The following is a 19975-nucleotide window of genomic DNA, read 5'->3' as shown; positions in this document are numbered from 1 at the left end:
CACACCGAAGGACGAGATATGGCGAATACGACTACGAGAGTCTCTATGCCCTCAACATCCCGCTGCTCAACCAGCAGATGAACGACCTATTCAACGGCAAGGAGATAGAGCTGCCGAAATACAACTTCCAGACGGGACGCAGCGAGAAGAGCGGCAAGAAACTGAAGATGCACGAGAACGACGTGCTCGTGGTGGAAGGCATCCATGCACTGAACCCGGAACTGACGGCACAGATTCCCGACGAACAGATATTCCGTGTCTATGCCTCAGCATTCACCACCATATTGCTCGACAGCCACAACTATGTACCTACCACCGACAACCGTCTGCTCCGACGCATCATCCGCGACTACAAATACCGCGGCGTGAACGCCATGGAGACAATACACCGCTGGCCTTCGGTGAGGGCTGGCGAGAACAAATGGATATTCCCGTTCCAGGAGAATGCCGACGCCATGTTCAACACGGCGATGATCTTTGAGCTGGCGGTGATAAAGCAGCAGGCGGTGCCGCTGCTTGAGCAGGTGCCTGAGAACTGTGACGAATACAGTGAGGCATACAGGCTGCTGAAGTTCCTGAAATACATCAAGCCTATCACAAACCGCCAGGTACCGCCCACTTCGCTGCTCAGGGAGTTCCTCGGCGGAAGCTCTTTCAAATATTGATGAGGGGCAATCCATCCTGACCTCCGAAGAGGGAAGGGAGCGATTTGTCTTTAAACTCAAATCGGTCATAAGGCATTGCTTGGAATTTGATTTAACCCAATCTGTCATCAGGACTTACTTGGATTTTCTTAAAACACCAACTGCCTGATGACCGATTTGGATCAGAATCCAGGCAAAACCGGATGGTCTATTCCACTAAATGCCAGCCAAATATGTTAAAATAGGTTATATATCAAGGCTTTTCTGTAGTTAAATCAGGGTTTAAATCGTATGGTAATTGTAAATTTCCTAATTTTGTGGAGTTATTTCCACCATTACCGGATATTTTACGAAGAAAGACATACAATAATTTTAAACAATAATAAACATGAAAATCAGAAAAATCTTAGTGTTTGCGGCATTGGTTGTCACAGGCGCACTGGGCATCAACGCACAGGAGGCCAACCCAATGATGCAGCCCCTGCCTATCGATCCAGCAATAAGGACAGGCAAACTGGCAAACGGACTGACTTACTACGTGCGCCACAACGGTTATCCAGAGAAGCGTGTGAACTTCTACATCGCCCAGCGTGTGGGTTCTATCCAGGAGGAAGAGAACCAGCGCGGTCTGGCACACTTCCTTGAGCACATGTGCTTCAACGGAACAAAGAATTTCCCAGGCAACGGTGTTATCGACTACACCCGTTCACTCGGCGTGCAGTTCGGCGGCGACCTGAATGCCTACACATCCATCGACCAGACTGTATACAACATCAACAATGTTCCTACAGACCGTGGCATCGCAGCCCTCGACTCTTGTCTGCTCATCCTAAAGGACTGGAGCAACAACCTGACTCTCGATCCTAAAGAAATCGACCAGGAGCGCGGCGTTATCCACGAGGAGTGGCGTATGCGCACATCGGCAAGCAGCCGTATGTTCGAGCGCAACCTCGAGAAGCTCTACCCTGGCAGCAAGTACGGCAAGCGCTACCCTATCGGTCTGATGTCGGTAATCGACAACTTCAAGCCTAAGGCTCTGCGCGACTACTACGAGAAGTGGTATCACCCAACAAACCAGGCTATCATCGTGGTTGGTGACATCGACGTAGACCGCACCGAGGCTAAGATCAAGGAGATGTTCTCTGACATCAAGAACCCGGAAAACCCGGCACCTATCGTTGACGAGCAGGTTCCAGACAATGCTGAGCCAATCATCATCGTCGACAAGGACAAGGAGGAGCAGATGAACTCAGTGGAGCTGATGTTCAAGTATGACTCTACTCCGGAAGACCAGAAGGGCTATCTGCCATACCTCATCGAGGACTTCGTTACCGACATGGCTTCTGCCATGCTGAACGCACGTCTGCAGGAGGAAGCACAGAAGGCTGACGCCCCATTCGTAAGCGCTTACGGATATGCCGGCAACTATATCTTCGCCAAGACAAAGGATGCGTTCACATTCATCGCCACTCCAAAGGACGGACAGACAGAGGCTTCTCTCGCTGCCCTGACCCGCGAGGCTATGCGTGCAGCCAAGTTCGGCTTCACCGCTACTGAGTATGAGCGTGCCAAGGCAAACTACATGAGCGCCCTTGAGAAGAAGTATACCAACCGCGACAAGATCAACAACGACGTGTTCGGCCGCGCTTGCGCAAGCAACTATCTTGAGAAGGAGCCTCTGCTCTCTATCGAGCAGACTTACCAGATCATGCAGCAGCTCACTCCGATGCTGCCTGTAGATGTGGTAAACGAGGCTATGAAGCAGCTCATCAGCCTCAGCGACTCTAACGTTGTGATCTACAACACCACAACTGAGAAGGAAGGTATGGTATACTCTACAGAGGCAAGCTTGAAGAAGGCTTACGACGATGCCCGCGCAGAGAAGATCGAGGCTTACGTAGACAATGTTAAGCAGGAGCCTCTCATCGCAGAGCAGCCAAAGGCTGGCAAGATCGTTTCTGAGAAGGAGAATGCCAAGTTCGGATACAAGGAGCTGACACTGAGCAACGGTGCACGCGTATTGCTGAAGAAGACTAACCTGAAAGAGGGTGAGGTATTGTTCAACGGTTCTTCAAAGGGTGGTAAGTCTCTCTACGATGCAAAGGAGAGAGTGAACCTCGACCTGTTCAACGACGTGATAAGCTACAGCGGACTCGGAAACTTCAGCAGCACAGAGCTGCAGAAGGTACTCGCCGGCAAGAACGCCAACGTGAACCTGTCTTTATCTAACCTCCACGAGTATGTCAGCGGAAGCTGCACACCGAAGGATATGGAGACAATGTTCCAGATGAACTATCTCTACTTCACTAACATCAAGAAGGACGAGCAGGCTTTCAACTCGCTTATCAACCAGTATCGCGCTGCCCTGAAGAACAAGTCTCTCTCTGCTGAGAGCGCTCTCCAGGACTCTGTAACATACACTCTCCACGCTCACGACGCCCGTCAGATTTCTCTCGAAGAGAAAGACCTCGACAACGCCAACTACGACCGCATCCTGCAGATCGCCAAGGAGCGCACTGCCAACGCTGCTGACTTCACATTCACTATCGTAGGTAACTTCGACGAGACTCTCGTCCGTCAGTACATCGAGACTTACATCGCTTCTCTGCCTTCAGTGAAGAAGGGCAAGAAGTTCGTTCACGAGAACTTCAACAAGATCTCCAAGTATGCTACAGGCACCGTGGACAACACATTCCACCGCAAGATGGAGACTCCTAAGTCTAACATCTACATGTTCTGGTATAACAACACCGTGCCATTCACTCTCGACAACTCTATCAAGGCCGACGCAGCCGGACAGGTGCTCGACATGGTATATCTGAAGACTATCCGCGAGGAGCAGAGCGCTGCATACTCAGCTAACGCAGGCGGTTTCGCCAACCTCGGCAGCGACGTTCCATTCAACGCTATCTACGGCTACTGCCCTGTTAAGCCTGAGAAGAAGGACATCGCTATCAAGATCATGCGCGAGGAGCTGCAGAAGCTCGGTTCTACAATCGACGCTGACATGCTGAACAAGACCAAGGACCTGATGGTAAAGCGCTATGAGGATGGTCTGAAGACCAACGGCTACTGGATGAACGTTATCCAGACATGGGACGAGGAAGGTGTTGACATCAACACTGACTACGAGAAGCTCGTCAACGCCCTCACTCCAGCATCTGTTGCTAAGTATGTGAAGGACAACTTCATCGGCAAGAACAGCGTGAGCGTTATCATGCTCCCACAGGAATAATGATTTCACGCTGACAGATAATATATCTTAAAAAATCCCAGCCGCTATTTTGCGACTGGGATTTTTTTGTGGGTTTTTCTGAATACAGGTTTATCCCGTTTTGTCTGAAAATAGAGGACAAGACAAAGGCTTTCCTGCTGACTTCAGCCCCCTCTCGGGCTAAAACCCATAATGACAAAAAACCATCCTAACCTAAACCCAAAGAACAACCCATCCTAACCTTCCCAAAGGGATAACCCATCCTAACCTTCCCAAAGGGATAACCCATCCTAACCTTCCCAAAGGGATAACCCATCCTAACCTTCCCAAAGGGATAACCCATCCTAGCCTTCCCAAAGGGAAGGAACAGATTACTCCATCTAATGAACTTCAGCCCCTACCTAACCTCCCCCGAAGGGGAGGGACAGATACCTTTGACTGCATGATAGCCGTTTGTAGTTATCTGATTATCAATAGATTATCAATAGATTATCAATAGCAATAGTTACTGTCCCTCCCCTACGGGGGAGGCTAGGTGGGGGCTGATGACAATATTCTGAGTAACAAGTTCCTTCCCTTTGGAAAGGCTAGGATGGGTTATCCTACGGGGGAGGCTAGGTGGGGGCTATAGCTCATTAGACGGAGTAACTTGTTCCTTCCCTTTGGGAAGGTCAGGATGGGTTTGAGGTTAGGATGGGTTGTCCTTTGGGAAGGTCAGGATGGGTTTGAGGTCAGAATGGGTTTATCCAGGTGAGTAATTACCTACTGCTGCCGTTTCAACACGAACTGTGCCGTCTGTATCATCGAGAAGACATAGCGCTGGAGTGGCTTGAAGGCAGAGGTCATAGAAGTCTCATGCAGGGTGCCACGGGCCTCCTCCACATAGCAGAAGTTCTTCTGCATCTTAGGATTGTACACATAGACACGCTTGCCGTCGCGGGCGATAATCTGATTGTCGGCAGAATAGAACACCATAGGACGGGACGTATGCAGGAGGTCCTGTCCGAAACCGTCATACTCATACCCCATATTGAGCAGAGAGAGCAGCGTAGGCATCACATCCACCTGCTGGGCAAGTCCGTCGTAGCGCATCGTGGGCACACCGGGACCGAACATGATGAGCGGTATGTGGTTGTAGGATTCCGGAGTCTCGGTGGTAGCCTTGCCCACGAGTTTGCCGTGGTCTGCCATTATCACGAAGATAGTGTTCTTATACCATGGTTCGTGCGACGCCTTGCGCAGGAAGTCGCCCACCGCCCAGTCGGCATATTCCACAATCTGCGTCTCCGGGTCATGCGTCTTGGGTTTGAAGAACGAAGGTATCACGTATGGCGGATGGTTGCTGATGGTGAGGAGAGTGGCAAGAAACGGTTTGCCGCTCTTGGCACGGCTGTTGATGGTGCCCAGGGCATAGTCGAAGAGGAAATGGTCTGACACTCCGAAGCTGTTCACAATTTCCTTCTTAGGATAATTCTCCTGCGAGTAAATCTCATCGTAGCCGTTGGTGGTGAAAAACGCCTTCATGTTGTCATACTGTGCCTCGTGGGTCATGAAGAACATATTGTGGTAGCCATACTTCTTGAGCACTGTTGGCACTCCCTTGCGGTGTGGCGTCACCGTGCCCTTCATCAGATTGCGGAACATGAGCGCTGGAAAAGAGTATAAGGATGCTGTCATACCGTGGTTGGTATGTATTCCGGCACTATAGCAACGGGTAAAGGCGAGGGAATGGTTGTAGAGCGAATCGAGATTCGGCGTGAGGCGCTGCTGCTGTCCGAAGGTCTGCATCAGGCTCGCCGACATCGACTCCATGAGTATCACCACCACGTTGCAGCGGCGCGGTTCGCCCACGGCAGCCACCTCACGGCGCATCACGCAACTGCTGTCCACCGCTCCCGTTATGCCCAGCGACTGGCGGGCAAGACCCACTGCCTCGGCATAGGGCATTAGATGCAGGTCGCGGTTCTCCTTGCGCATGTCGTCGAGAGCACTGGTAAGGAGGTTGAAGGCGGGGTTGATGCCGAGCTGGTTGAGAAACGGGTCGTCGCAATAGTATGCTTGACTGATTTTAATGGGGTTGTAGCCCATACGGCCCCTGATGCCGAAGAGGCAGAGGAGCACCACACATACTGAGACGATGAAGCGCAGCGCCACCGGCAACACGAAGCGGTCGTCCCTGCGGCAGCGGTCTATCCGTCTGTCGAAATAGCGGCGCATATATATCATCGCCACGATATATGCGGCGAGGAAGACGAAATAGAGGAAGATGTGGAGGATATACGATTTCTTCTGAAACACCATGCCTGCTGTGGTGGCGGCATAGCCGAACCATTCGAAGATGGAGGAGTTGATGTTCTTGAAGAAATACTCAAAATACGGTGTGTTTGCCGCCGATGCCATGAACACGATGGCTGAGAACACGAAATACCAATAGCACACTCCCTTGCGCAGCTTCTTTCCGGCATATCCGAAGGCGGCGGCAAGGAGGGTCACGGCGAGAGGAAGCACCGAAATGTAGCATGCCACCACATTGTCAAACCACACGCCCTTGACGAATGCCGTGACGACACTCGCCCCATGGTCGGTTATCATCCCATGGAGACACGTCAGCTCCACCAATCTGAATACTGTCAGAACTACCAACATCAAGGCATGGACACTGACCAGCCATGCCAACGACAAGAAAAACTGCTTGCTTCTATTCATTTTCATTCTTATGATTATCCCCCTTCTCCTTGGGGTCATTTGTTATCGGTTGACACCATGATACTCGGGTATTTATGCATGTAGCCCGCAGCAGACAGCCCCAATATCGTCAATTACGCTGCAAAATTAGTTATTTCAGAACAAATTAAGCGGCATAAGTATAAAAATATGTACCTTTGCAGCGTATGTACCCATCTGCAAGCCCGGAAAAGGCAGCAGACGTTCCACCACTAAAAGATAGCATGAAGACAGTAATAGCCGAACGATACAAGAAATATTCTGATTACATCAACAGCATACCGTCGCTGTTCAGCACAAACACGGGAGAGGTGCTGAAAGACAAGCGAAACAGTGTGAGACGTCTCGAACACGACGGTCTGACATTCATTGCCAAGCGATACAAACGGGTGAATTGGATCCAAAGCATCATATACACACACTTCCGCAGGACAAAGGCGAAGAGGGCATTCCTGTTTGCCGACGAGTTCAGAAAGCGTGGAGTCAGTTCGCCGCGCGCCGTGGCTTACATGGAGGAATATGAGCACGGCAGATTCACCGTGGGATATTTCGTATACGAGGAGAGCAAGGGCAAGGAGGTGTTCCAGGAACTGGTGAACAAGGAGGACTTCGACCGCAAGCTCACCGATGCCGTGATTGACTATATCGTGCTGATGCACAGTCACGGAGTGTTGCACGGCGACCTGAACTCGGCAAATTTCCTCTATACTACCGATGCCGACGGCAATTACCACTTCGACATGATAGACACCAACCGGTCGCATTTCTGCGACGGATGGCCCAGCGACAAGCAATGTCTTGAAAACCTGAAGCGCTTCACTCACCGGCGCGACCTCTACGAATATGTGGTGCGCGGATATGCCAGGCGCAGGGGATGGGACGAAGAAGAGACTGTAAGAAAGGCTGTGGCACTGCTCGACAAGTTTGAGAACAGAAAGAAGCTGCGCCTCTGAAAGAACATAATATCTTTTGCGCAATGATGAGGAACAGACCATACTTCATATTATTGGCTATAATGGTCATGATGCTCACGCTGACAACGGCGAGGGCGCAGAACCCCGTGTTCGGCAACGACACGAAACCGGAGGACCGCGAGGTGGATATGGACAACCCTACCTTCGTGCCGATGGTGAAGGTGGGAAAGGTGCTACACGGAAAGGACAGCATACAATATGTGGAACTGAACAACGTGTACGTGTATCCGCCACAGGTGTTCAAGACTCCAAAGCAACGGCAGAGATACAACCGCCTGGTTTACAACGTGAAGAAGGTGCTGCCGATAGCCAAGGAGGTGAACCATATCATCATAGAGACATACGAATATCTGCAGACGCTGCCCAACAAGAAGGCGAAGGACCAGCACATGAAGCTCGTGGAGGCATGTATCAAGAAGGAATACACGCCGAGGATGAAGAAGCTGACGCTGACGCAGGGAAAGCTGCTCATAAAACTGGTATACAGAGAGTGCAACTCGTCGTCGTACCAGCTGGTAAAGGCATTCCTCGGTCCGATAAGGGCAGGATTCTATCAGGCTTTCGCATGGACATTCGGTGCGAGCCTCACGAAGAAATACGACCCTGAGGGCGACGACAAGGAGACGGAACGGGTGGCGAGACTCGTGGAGAGCGGACAGCTGTAACGCTGAGACAGAGAGACAACTGGGTAGAAGCCCCACCTACAATATAACACGCAAAAGACAAAAACGCAAAATGCAGCAAGCATCAAAGACAGAAAACAACTTGCCGAAGGTGTCGATAGTGACCGTTACATTCAACGCCGGACCACTGCTGGAGAAGACTCTCGGCAACCTGCAGATGCAGGACTATCCCAACAAGGAGATTGTGGTGGTGGACGGAAAGTCTACCGACGACACCATCATCACGATAAAGCGATACGCCCATTCGGGAACGATAACGACATGGGTGAGCGAACCTGACCGCGGCATCTACGACGCCATGAACAAGGGCGTGGGGATGGCAACGGGAGAATGGGTGATATTCATGAACGCCGGCGACGTGTTCGCCGCCGATGATGTGTTGCGACGCGTATTCTGCCAGCCTCTTGCCGACGCCGACGTGGTGTATGGCGACGTGGTGAAAGACGGCAACGTAAAGAAAGCTCCCGAGAGCTATTATCTCTACCATCGCATGATATTCTGCCACCAGTGCGTGTTCACACGCCGCGACAGCCTCATCAGCACTCCTTTCGACATCAAGCACAGGTTGTCTGCCGACTTCAAATCCTTCATCGAACTCTACCGGAAGGGGGCGCGCTTCAGATACGTGAACCTGCCGATAGCGATATTCGACACGGGAGGTGTGTCGAACAGCCACCGGTCGAAGGGACTGCGCGACAACATCAGCGTGGTGTGGGAGACGATTCCCATGCCGCAGCGACTGAAATTCATCATGCGCCTCGGAGTGCCCTATCTGATGTGCAGGCTGAGAGGGAAATGAAGTATTACGAGTTGACAAGTTGACGAGGAGACGAGGAGACGAGGAGATTAGTTAGACGAGTTGACGAGCGGCATATCGGAGACATGCGAAACAAACAATAAACAAAATTCTACCATTCTTATGCTTAACGACCCTACATATCTGAAAATATTTATGGCATCCATCGGAATGATCATCACCTTCGCGATCTGCTGCGGCATATACTACGGATGCAACGCCGGAATGAGCCACAGCGCACGCGGACAGCAGACAAGACGCTTCGCCCTGTCGTCGCTGATGGTATGGATTCCGCTCGCCATAATAGGCATCAGACCGAATCTGCCCGTCGCCATGGCGGCTGCCACTGGCGTGGCATGGGCTGCAACATACCCTCTGCTCTATCATCTGACAAACCGCAGGAAATCGCCTGACTATGAGAACTACGGTGAGATAGCTTGCGGTATTTATATCTTCGGACTGGCTGCCGCAGTGGGCATGATAGGCGGAGGAATGATTGTGGCTGTAGCTGAATGGGCACTGCTGATGGTGAGTCTGTCGCTGGCAGTATACTACAGGCTCTATGGCACCTGTATCGACGCCAACGGCATGAAAATACTGCAAGACTCCCACCCCAACGAGATAATAGAATTCGCACGGTCGTACTCCTGGTGGAAGGTGGCGCTGCTGCTGGTGGCTATATTGGCGCTGCTGGCTGGTGTGGTGATGATGAACATTCGGTCTGGCGTGGCTCTGGAACCATGGCGCATCGCTGTGGCTGCCCTGGCGGCTCTGGTGTTCGCATGGTATATGTTCAAACCGCGGCGCGGAATGTTCCAGAGGTCGGGGATTGTAAGGCTATGGCTGGACATAAAGGAGTATTCCGCCAACGACAAGCGCTACGTCACCGAGACGGAACGCCGCTTGAAAGACCTCAACGTGAGACCACTGGGAAAGCCCTTCGGCAAGCCTTCCACTATAATGATGGTGATTGGAGAGTCGGCATCGCGCGACTATATGAGTGCGTTCACGAAGATGGACCACGACACCACGCCTTGGATGCGCGGCATGGCGGAAGACAAGGAGCATTGTGTGCTGTTTCCCAACTCTTACAGCTGTGCCATGCACACCGTGCAGTCGCTCGAAAAGGCACTGACGGAATACAACCAATACAACGGCAGACAGTTTTATGACTCCTGCTCCGTTATCGACATCGCACACAAACTGGGATACCGCGTTCACTGGTATAGCAATCAGGGACATCTCGGAGCCAACGACACACCGATAACGCTGGTGGCAAACACGGCGGAGGTGGCGAAATGGACGAAACAGGACTTGGGAAAGGTGCAATACGATGAGTCGCTGGTGGATTTCCTCGACGAGCTGGACCCGGAGGAGAACAACTTCCTCGTGCTGCATCTCAAGGGAAGCCACTTCAACTTCCTCAACCGCTACCCTGCCGACCGCACGGTATGGGGAGAACAGGGGGTGCAGGACAATGTCTTGAACTTCGAGAATTCTCTGAGATATACCGACGACGTGCTCCGGCAGTTTTATGAATATGCCAGCAAACGCCTGAACCTGCAGGCGATGGTATATTTCAGCGACCACGCCACGATTCCCGACAGACACCGTTCGCCAAACTTCGCCGGCTTCGGCGATGTGCGCATACCGCTTTTCGTATGCTTCACCGATGAATATATGGCGTGTCATCCCGACCGCATAGAGGCTCTGAAGGCTAACAAGGACGCATTCTTCACCAACGACCTTGCCTACGAACTGATGTGCGGCATCTTCGATGTGGAATCCAACCATTTCGACGAGTCCTCGTCATTGGCAAGCAAAACATACAGATATACTCGCGACGACCTCACCACTTACGAGGGAAAGGCTCGCATTGCGGATGACAAATGATGCGGGTACACACAAATGATGTGGGTACACGGAATTAATCAGATACACAGAAATAAATTTGTGTGGATAAGATTTGGGGAGGATAATCCCAAACCGGGCGTTTGGCATTCCTGAACTCTGGTTGAGGGGTATATATAAAAAAAATAGAGGACGACTTGATCACTCAAACCGGCCTCCTGAAAACAATTCTTTTTAACGATATCAGTTGTGGTTGTAACCAGTAAAACTAATCAGTGTTACTAAGACTACTGCCATCAACATCATAGTCGTCTTAAAATCTAATAACATAATCTTTACCTTAAATTTATCAAACTACTAACCTATGAAAAATGTATTCTCCCGAACACGTTGCAAAGATACAACCTTTTGTGTCCGCACACAATAGTTTGGGCAAGTTTTTTAATGTACTTATTGATTTCTTTGACATACATCAAGGAATGTAACATAAAAAGCTTCACTTTTTACTTTATCCTTACATTTTGTAACATTTGTTTCGATATGCGAGACAAAACGACAAAGATAAAGAAAAGAGTGAAGCATTGAATACTCGGTATTACATAAAAACAGCCTGATGACCGTTTTTTGCTAAAGTTTCTCCTCTGCCAAAAGGCGCGCCACCTCCTTACAAGCATCCTCTATAAGGTCGAGAGCAATTTCAAAATCCTTTTGCGTCCCATAATATGGGTCTGGCACGGTGTGGTAATCCCTGTGGTCGGTGAGATAATCTGCAAGACAAAGGATTTTCTTCCTGTCGGCAGCATTGCGCGCCACACCATTGAGGTCGGCAATATTCTCATGATCCATAGCGAAGACATAATCGAAGCGGTCGAAATCCTGAGGCTTCACCTGTCGTGCCCTGCTGCTGAAGTCATATCCCCGGCTGGCGCCACATTTCCTCATCCTGCTATCGGGCAACTGTCCCGTATGCCAGGCTCCTATGCCGGCGGAGTCTATTTCCACGAAACCGTCGAGTCTGGGGTCGTCAGCCACAATACTCTTCATCACTCCCTCGGCAGCCGGCGACCGGCAGATATTGCCAAGACATACAAACAGAAGATATTTCTTCAGCGGGTTCTTTCTTTCTTCTCCAAACATAATATCATTTATAATAATGTGTCGCCAGCGTCACCGCTCAGCAACGGTTAATAATCAGGTGCAAAGATAATGCAAGGCGAGAGCAGAACGAAATAAATGTATTTATTTCTTATGCCGAGCCGCAGCTTATCTTATCTAAAGATAATGCAAGGCGAGAGCAGAACGAAATAAATATATTTATTTCTTATGCCGAGCCGCAGCTTATCTTATCTAAAGATAATGCAAGGCGAGAGCAGAACGAAATAAATATATTTATTTCTTATGCCGAGCCGCAGCTTATCTTATCTAAAGATAATGCAAGGCGAGAGCAGAACGAAATGAATCCATTCATTTCTTATGCCGAGCCGCAGCTTATCTTATCTAAACCCGTTGGCGGAATTAGATTAGCGCACACTTAATCCTAATGTCAGTTTGTATTAAAATGGGCACGATGCTTGCCCAACTGGGGCAACGTGCTTGCCCATCATGGGCAACGTGCTTGCCCCTGTTGGGCAGATTTGCTGTCAGACGTCTGCCCAATAAGTTAATGTTGCAACACCCATATCCCTGTTTTCAGAATTCTGCCAGCGCATGCAATTCCTGTCGTCTTAATTCCTTTCATCTGATAATTCTTTTCATCTGACAATTCTCTTTTCATCAGCAAACCATCCAGACAATAGGCTGACAGTTGCCTGGCAGCCAACGGTCTGATTGCCAGAATATTACGATAAAAAACCAGACAATCTGACAGTTTTTCAGAAATTCTCGTTTTTACTGAGAATCAGCGATATGGGAAACTTTTGATCATATCGACCAAATTAATTCCACCAAAGGGTTATCTAAAGATAATGCAAAAATCCGGGCAAATGAGAGAAATGGGAATGCATTCACATTTCCGAACGGGAGGATTTTATCTAAAACCGAAGACATAACAACAAGCTTGCTTGAAAATATACCCGACAACTTGTTTACCAAACAAAAAAATTGTTCTCGCACACAACCCTATTGACATACGTCAATAATGATTGAGGAAAATGCAAAAAATATCCGTTTGGTATTGCAACTTTACAAAAAATCCATACCTTTGCATCGTGTTTTTCATAGTATTAGATTTAAGGTTAACAAAGATTGGGACTCAGCGGAGCCCCTTTTTTTATGCCCATAAGTCTGACACCTCGAAAAACAAGGATTACCCCCAATCGGTCATTAGGACGTTTACATTATTTTTTCATGACTTCTTGCAGTCTTTCACTTTCAATGCAAGTACGACAAACTTGTCAGATAGTAAAACGGCAGTTATAAAATATAGCAAATAAGAAAGTGTGCCAAAACTCGCTGTCACGAGCCTTGACACACCCTATATCCTCTACATGCCACTATCACGGCATGCGCTACAAACTAAGATATCAATAATATCTTGCAGTGAAAGTGCTTACACCCAGAACGCGGAACTTGACACCGTCCTCCTTGTCCATATAGTCCTGGTATAGATGCATCTGATTGCCGTCGAAGCGCACTGTCACGTCAGCCCAGTCGTCATCGTCATCATCGTCGTCGTCAAGGTCAACAGGCTCCCACAGGCGCAACACACCGTTCTTAATGTCTTTCCATTCCCAGCGACCCACTTCAATATCGTGGTCAGCAAAGAAGCAGATGTATCTACCGCAAGGCGAGAATACGATGCGTTTGCAGCAGTCGTCAGTTTCGAGAACGTCATCCTCATCAAATCCCCACTTCTTAGCCTCAGGCGCAAGAGTGATTTCCTGCTGCACTCTGCCGAATGTCATCCACTGCTTGCCGTATCCGAAGCAGAAGTCGTCAGCATAGAGCCAAACCTCAGATTCGTCGAATTTCCACGAACGGCAGAGCTGGCGCATGGCAGCATCCAGCTGGTAGTTGTAGTCGACAGACACAACAATAGTGATGCTCACACCATAGCGGTTGGTGTAGGTAACGGTTGCCGTACCCTTGACAGCACCGTCCTTGATTTCAATCATCGTGTTGTTGCTCAACTTATACACTCCGTCTTTCACGCGTGTGTATGTACCATATATATACAGACCGTTGTCGATGTTGTCGGTACCGTTGTTTTCACCAACACGCGCCAGCAGCGGCGACTTGTTGCTTCTCTTCAGGATAGAGCCAGCCTTGCGTGGACCGTCGGCAGCACGCTTCTGAGCGGTGAGGGCATTAGGAGTGGTGATAAGGAAATGGCCGTCGCCAAACAGTTCGACAGACACGAACTCCTTGTCGGTCTTTCCGTCACCCCATGTCTTGACATCCAACTTTATGGCGTCCTTTGCATTCTGCTCATCCTCGCAGTTGCCTACAGTGAACTTTGTAGAAGGCTTAGATCCTTCAGGCAAAATCTTGGTCTGGTCGTTGTCATCGCTGTCGCAGGCAACGAAGCCCAAGCAAGCGAGTGCGATGAAAAATGAATAAATGAAGTTTCTTTTCATAGTTTTTTGTTTTTTCGTTATTGATAATAGGTAAGTTAATTATGTGGCATCATTTCACTCATTTTGCCGTTTTTTGTTCTCATCTGAAAGGTTAACATTTTAATTACCCTTCGGCTGCAAAGATATGTATTAAACCCAAATCGGTCATTAGGCCGTTTAATGTATAATTTTAATAACTGCTTGCAGTCTTTTGCTTTTTATAAGGCGTCTTTTGCTCGTTTTTAATTCGCAATAGCCCGCTATTACTCATTAAAAGCCAAACAAAATCCACTCTTCTAAAAAACAAAATCCATGCAAGCCCTAATGACCGATTTGGGTTAAACATTGAATCCACAATAGTTCAAAAATAGAACATTTTTTAGGAAAAACTAACGAAACCTAAATATCGCAACATATATGATGGATTTTATTAAAAATAATAGAGTGTAAAGACAATACCCATGCTTTTTTCAGATGAAAATGCAGAATAAATATATCAGTGAGAATAATGCGTGCATCCGCCTGCGGCGATGGACAAAAATTTAAACACATCAGCCCCCACCTAGCCTCCCCCGGAGGGGAGGGACAGATACCATTGGCTGCATGATTATCGTTTGTAGTTATCAGATTATCAAAGGGTTATCAATAGTAATAGTAATCGTCCCTCCCCTTCGGGGGAGGCTAGGTGGGGGCTGATGGTAATATACTGAGTAACTTGTTCCTTCCCTTTAGGAAGGCTAGGATGGGTTGTCCAACGGGGGAGAACGAGAAGGGGCTAATGACAATAACCGAAGAAACACTGCCTATGACATCAGCAAGGTATAGACTGTCTACTTTGTCTATAACTTCAGCCCCCACCTAACCTCCCCCGTAGGGGAGGGACAATTACTCTTAGCTGTCTGATAATCGCCTGTATGTCAGTACAAGGCATCTTCAGCCTGTCATTTCACAAGCGAAGAGATGGGGTTTCTCACACCCTTCATGCTGGTGAGGAATGCTTTCGCACTGCCGAACTTGAGGAACATGTCGAGACGGATAGGCACGTGGTTCTGGTCGTCGGTGACGTAGAAGCGCACTATCTCCTTCCATTTCCTGTCCTCATACTCCAGATACGAGAGCTCCACGCAGCGGTATTTCTTGCCGTTGTCTGCCTTCACCTTTGTAGTGCCGTTGAAACGCAGACGAGCCGGTGTGGTGCCCTTGCCGTCGGCAATAGGGAAGTCTACGACATGACCCTTCTTCCAGTTTGCCGAACTGAAGGAGCGTGCCCTCATGAAGATGTTCATCATGTCGAACACACAGTTACCGGGAGTGAGGTTCTTCCATAAGTGAGAACCGTCGTTGCGCTGACGATGGCAGCGCAGATGCGGTTTGCCGCCGGGATAGGAGTAGAACACCTCGTCTACGGTATACCGCTTTCCTTCACGTGCTCCCTTTCTGAAATACAGCGGTTCGAGTTCCTTTGAAGAGTAGCAGAGCAGCGTGTCGCGAAGCACGAACATATTGTCTACCTTGTTGTTGCCCCTTGTGGTGAGGCTCGACCTATAGGCACTCTTTCCCTTGTATGTGCTCTCTACGGTATACATACTGGCGGTGCCGGCCTTTACCCATACGAATTTCCAGTTATAGTAGAGGTTGTATGACAGGAACTCGCCCGCCTTGAATGCTGTGTTGCGAAACGAGCACTGCGCCGATGCCATTGTGCATGATGCCATGACCATTGCCACGACTATCATTATTCGACGAAATCTTTTCATGATGATAATGTTGTTAATAAGTTGTGTCTATCGAGATTCCACTCACTGTCTGCCGTCGTAGCTGATGCCGAGCTTCTTAGCCCTTTCAGCGTTGCGGCGCTTGATGGTCTTGTCCTGTTCCGGCTTCTGCTTGGTGATGGCATACGGTTTCTGGTGGGCAGCATCACGGGAGTCGGGAGTCCACGAGAGGGTGATGTCCCATTTCGCCTTGCATTCTATACTCTCCGGATAATAGTATGTAGCCTCAGCCTGTCTGCCGTCGGCATAAGACCCCGTGTCCCATTCGCCGTTGCCGTTGCCGTCTGTGAACATCCTCAGATAATACGTGCCGGGGTTGACATAGAAGAATTCAGCCACTCCGCCACTCACTGCCACCGCCTTCACCGGTTTGTCGTTGGCGTCGAGCAGCTGCGCCACCATTGGCAGCGTGTCGTCAGGAGCGCTGATATTGACGAGCAGCGTGCCGTATTCGTCTTCCGGCTTCACCTTGAATCCCTGTTTGTATTCCGGCGACGGCGCTCCGTAGATGTCAACGAATGCAGTGGAATCGATTTCCAGACTGTATTCCACGCCTGGCCTCCACTCCCCTATCAGCTCATACGAGCGCGCCACGTTCTTCCGCTCTCTGAAAATGAACTTGGAGCGATACCACAGCGTGTCGTGACGGGCATAGAGATGAATCATCGAGGTGTCGATACGTGCCAACGGCGTAGGCATCTCCACAGTGATGTTCCTGTCCGGGTCGAGATATGTGGCAACGTTGTATTTAGGTTCCAGCAGTTCGATAGGCATCTGCTCCTGGTATTCCTTGCCACGCTTCTTCGCCTTGTCCTGCTGCTTTTTCCATTCCTCATATTTCCGCTCACGGTCTTTCTGCCGCTTTTCATACGACACCTTGGAGAGCACATCCAGCGTGTCGGTGGTGAGGGAGAGATTGCCGAGCGTATCGGTAGCCATATACGATAGTTGCAGAGTCAGCGTGTCCTGGTTTACGAGCGCCGTGTCGCGCAGCCAATAGCTCACGGTATCGTTCAGCAGCGAGTGTTCCACTATGAAAGCATCGTCGCTGTTGAAGTTCAGTCCCTTCACCACAGGCAGGTTTGCATCACCACCGCTGAAGAAAACGGTGAAGAGACGAGGATCCTTGCGCTCCACCTTCAGGAAGAAGCGGTCGGTCTGTGTCTCTGTGAATGCCCTCAGCACGATGTCGTCGGGGATGAACCGCGTATATCCTACGGAACGGATGGAGTCGATATGCAGAGAGTCGCGCCAGATGGTGTCCTGGCGTACTGCTCCCGTGAATTTCGGTTCTATTACATCATCCGAGAATGCTATCATCTCGCTCTTCTGACTGAAGAAGTAGTTGCCATCGGCATCCTGTAGCGCCACCACCCGGTATCTGCCGGGAGCCACGCCACGCACCACGAAGCGTCCGCGACTGTCGGTGCGCGAAACGCGGAGCAGAGGCTGCGAAAGGAAGGGGTCGAGCGACTTTCCGTCGGCGGCGGCATTATAGCCTTTCAGCAGGTTACCCTCGGTGAGAGCCTCATCGCCAACGGCATAGAGACCCACGAGGATACCCTTCACCGGTTCCAGATTCTGGGCGTCGACCACGTTTCCTGCCACCTCAAGCGTGTCGATGTGGTCGCTGGTGGAGAAACTGTAGGTGTAGTTGCCCAGAGGATTGCCCTCGTTCATGTCGGAGATGGCATCAGAGAAGTCGATGGTATAGGTGGTGTTGGGCTTCAGCGAGTCTTTCAGTTCCACCACAATCTTCTTTCCGGCACCCTTTATCTCCGGCGTTTCGAGCTGTGGCGGCGACACCACCACTTTCTCCGTGGGATTGTCCACCTGGATGAACTCATCGAAGAGGATGGATATTTTCTTCGCCTTCACCCCCACTCCCTTGTCGGCCGGAGTGCAGCCGATGATGCGTGGAGGCGTCTCGTCGAACCATCCCCCGTCGGGCTGTCCCATCTTTGCACAAGACGAGAGCAGCGATGTGAGGGCCAGCAAGACCAGGCATGCCGGCAGCCATCCCTGTTTCTCAAGAGAGAAGGAATGCAGAATGGTATTTCTCAAAAAGTCGTTTGCTCTTCTGTATATCATATATATAATATGTGTCATTGTTTGTGCTCATTGCGCCGCTGCCACACAGGTCTTGTCTTCATCCCGAAGATGCCATGCCTGTGGAAGACGGAGCATGCGTCAGCCGTTCATCTTCAGCAGTTCGTCGATGTGCTTGCGGCTGTTGCTCAGGCGCGGCACCTTATGCTGTCCGCCGAGCTTTCCCTTCGACTTGAGCCAGTCGTTGAAAAGGTCTTTGCGCGCCTTCACTATCTCCAGATGCTGCAGCGTGATGTTCTTGTAGCGTTTCGCCTCGTAGTCGCTGTTTATCTCCTGCAGCTTCTTGTCGAGCAGCTCCGTGAACTTGTCGAGGTCGGCAGGCTCCTTGGAGAATTCTATCAGCCACTGATGGCGGCATTTGGCATTGTCGTCCATAAATACCGGAGCGGCGGTATATTCCAGCACCTCGGCTCCTGTCTGCTCACAGGCGTATGCGAGCCCCTTCTCCGCATTGTCTACGATGAGCTCCTCACCGAAGGCATTGATGAAATGCTTGGTGCGGCCGGTGATGACAAACTTGTACGGATTTGTGGACGTGAAGCTCACGGTGTCGCCGATGACATATCTCCACAGTCCGCACGAGGTGGAGATGAGCATCGCATAGTTCTTGTTTGTCTCCACTCCCCAGAGCGGCACGACGGTAGGGTTCTCCTTGTCGAACTCGTCCATAGGGATGAATTCATAGAACACACCATAGTCTATCATCAGGAGCATCGACTTGTCGGCAGGGTCGTCTTGCAGTCCGAAGAATCCCTCGCTGGCATTGTATGTCTCCATATAGTGCATGTTTGGCGAGGTGATGAGCTGTTCATACTGCTTGCGGTATGGAGTGAACGCCACACCGCCATGGAAGAACACCTCAAGATTCGGCCACACCTCCTCAAGATGCTTCTTGCCGGTGAGCTCCATCACTCTGGTGAGCACGGAGAGCATCCACGACGGCACACCGCTGATGTTCGTCACGTTTTTGTTTATCGTCTCCCTGGCTATGCGGTCGCGCTTTATCTCGAAGTCAGAAAGGAGAGCCGTGGCTTTCTTGGGCACACGTACGAGGTTGGCAAGCGGATTGATGTTCTCTATGAGGATAGCACTGAGGTCGCCCACAAGCGAGTCTGCCACGCCATAGTTGGGCGAGTGGCTTCCGCCAAGGATAAGGCTCTTGCCGTCGAAGAGGCGGCTGTCGGGATTGTTGCGCAGATACAGAGCCACGGCATCCTTGCCTCCGGCATAATGCACATGCTGCAGACCGTCGTGGCTAACGGGTATGAACTTGCTCTTGTCGTTGGTGGTGCCAGAGGATTTGGCATACCATTTCACGCTTCCTTTCCACAACAGGTCGCACTCGCCGTGGCGCATACGGTCGATGTAGCCCTTGAGTTCCTCGTAGGTGTTCACCGGAACATGACTGGCGTAATCAGAGTATGAGCCTACGGCTCCGAAGGAATACTTGCGTCCATACTCGGTGTGCTTGGCATTGCTCATGAGATAGTGGAGCACTTCCATCTGCAGTGCCTCTGCCTCCTTGTCGTATCGCTCTATCTCCTTCTGACGGGAGACGAACGCTCCTCGTATTATCTTTGTTAAACTCATTATAATCTGTATATAGTTGTCGTTTGAGGCATGCGGGAAGAGTTGTCGCCCTCCCGCAAAA

The 19975-nt window shown here is 50.3% G+C and carries 12 protein-coding genes; 6 read left to right on the top strand and 6 right to left on the bottom strand.

Annotated elements, in window-relative coordinates:
• Both CCC32_RS05380 and CCC32_RS05375 read left to right on the top strand, forming a co-directional pair.
• Positions 1–665, top strand: a 665-nt coding sequence (locus CCC32_RS05380) for a nucleoside kinase (protein ID WP_287072822.1), incomplete at its 5' end; no start/stop codon positions are given.
• Positions 666–1032: 367 nt separating this feature from the next.
• Positions 1033–3879, top strand: coding sequence for a M16 family metallopeptidase (locus tag CCC32_RS05375; protein WP_287072820.1), 2847 nt, complete (start codon positions 1033–1035; stop codon positions 3877–3879).
• A 741-nt stretch (positions 3880–4620) separates the two neighbouring features.
• Here the strand turns inward: CCC32_RS05375 and CCC32_RS05370 are convergent.
• Positions 4621–6570 (bottom strand): LTA synthase family protein, encoded by a 1950-nt coding sequence (locus tag CCC32_RS05370; protein ID WP_287072819.1) that lies wholly within the window; start codon positions 6568–6570, stop codon positions 4621–4623.
• Positions 6571–6806: 236 nt separating this feature from the next.
• Between CCC32_RS05370 and CCC32_RS05365 the strand changes: the two genes are divergently transcribed.
• The 4 genes from CCC32_RS05365 to CCC32_RS05350 all read left to right on the top strand — a co-directional run bounded on the left by CCC32_RS05365 (position 6807) and on the right by CCC32_RS05350 (position 10928).
• Positions 6807–7535: a lipopolysaccharide kinase InaA family protein gene (locus CCC32_RS05365; protein ID WP_044072172.1), complete on the top strand. Its 729-nt coding sequence runs from the start codon at positions 6807–6809 to the stop codon at positions 7533–7535.
• Positions 7536–7603: 68 nt separating this feature from the next.
• Positions 7604–8221 (top strand): DUF4294 domain-containing protein, encoded by a 618-nt coding sequence (locus tag CCC32_RS05360; protein WP_156132591.1) that lies wholly within the window; start codon positions 7604–7606, stop codon positions 8219–8221.
• A 70-nt stretch (positions 8222–8291) separates the two neighbouring features.
• Complete coding sequence (locus CCC32_RS05355; RefSeq protein ID WP_278839527.1) at positions 8292–9038, top strand: glycosyltransferase family 2 protein; 747 nt, start codon at positions 8292–8294, stop codon at positions 9036–9038.
• Positions 9039–9158: 120 nt separating this feature from the next.
• Positions 9159–10928, top strand: coding sequence for a phosphoethanolamine transferase (locus CCC32_RS05350; protein ID WP_287072815.1), 1770 nt, complete (start codon positions 9159–9161; stop codon positions 10926–10928).
• Positions 10929–11513: 585 nt separating this feature from the next.
• Here the strand turns inward: CCC32_RS05350 and CCC32_RS05345 are convergent.
• The 5 genes from CCC32_RS05345 to CCC32_RS05325 form a co-directional block, all read right to left on the bottom strand.
• Positions 11514–12023 carry a low molecular weight protein-tyrosine-phosphatase gene (locus tag CCC32_RS05345; RefSeq protein ID WP_287072813.1) on the bottom strand — a complete coding sequence of 170 codons (510 nt, stop codon included), beginning with the start codon at positions 12021–12023 and terminating at the stop codon, positions 11514–11516.
• Positions 12024–13408: 1385 nt separating this feature from the next.
• Positions 13409–14461 carry a hypothetical protein gene (locus tag CCC32_RS05340; RefSeq protein ID WP_287072811.1) on the bottom strand — a complete coding sequence of 351 codons (1053 nt, stop codon included), beginning with the start codon at positions 14459–14461 and terminating at the stop codon, positions 13409–13411.
• Between the two features lie 920 nt (positions 14462–15381).
• The gene (locus CCC32_RS05335) at positions 15382–16197 is read right to left on the bottom strand and encodes a DUF3108 domain-containing protein (RefSeq protein ID WP_044080700.1); all 816 of its coding nucleotides are present in this window, start codon (positions 16195–16197) and stop codon (positions 15382–15384) included.
• Positions 16198–16239: 42 nt separating this feature from the next.
• Positions 16240–18306, bottom strand: coding sequence for an Ig-like domain-containing protein (locus tag CCC32_RS05330; protein WP_287072807.1), 2067 nt, complete (start codon positions 18304–18306; stop codon positions 16240–16242).
• Positions 18307–18405: 99 nt separating this feature from the next.
• Positions 18406–19914 (bottom strand): GH3 auxin-responsive promoter family protein, encoded by a 1509-nt coding sequence (locus tag CCC32_RS05325; RefSeq protein WP_022316321.1) that lies wholly within the window; start codon positions 19912–19914, stop codon positions 18406–18408.
• Positions 19915–19975: the final 61 nt, after the last annotated feature.

Source organism: Prevotella sp. LMAG:51 (assembly GCF_008680225.1).
In the GTDB taxonomy this organism is placed as follows: Bacteria; Bacteroidota; Bacteroidia; order Bacteroidales; family Bacteroidaceae; genus Prevotella; species Prevotella pectinovora.
This window is presented reverse-complemented; position numbering and strand designations above follow the sequence as displayed.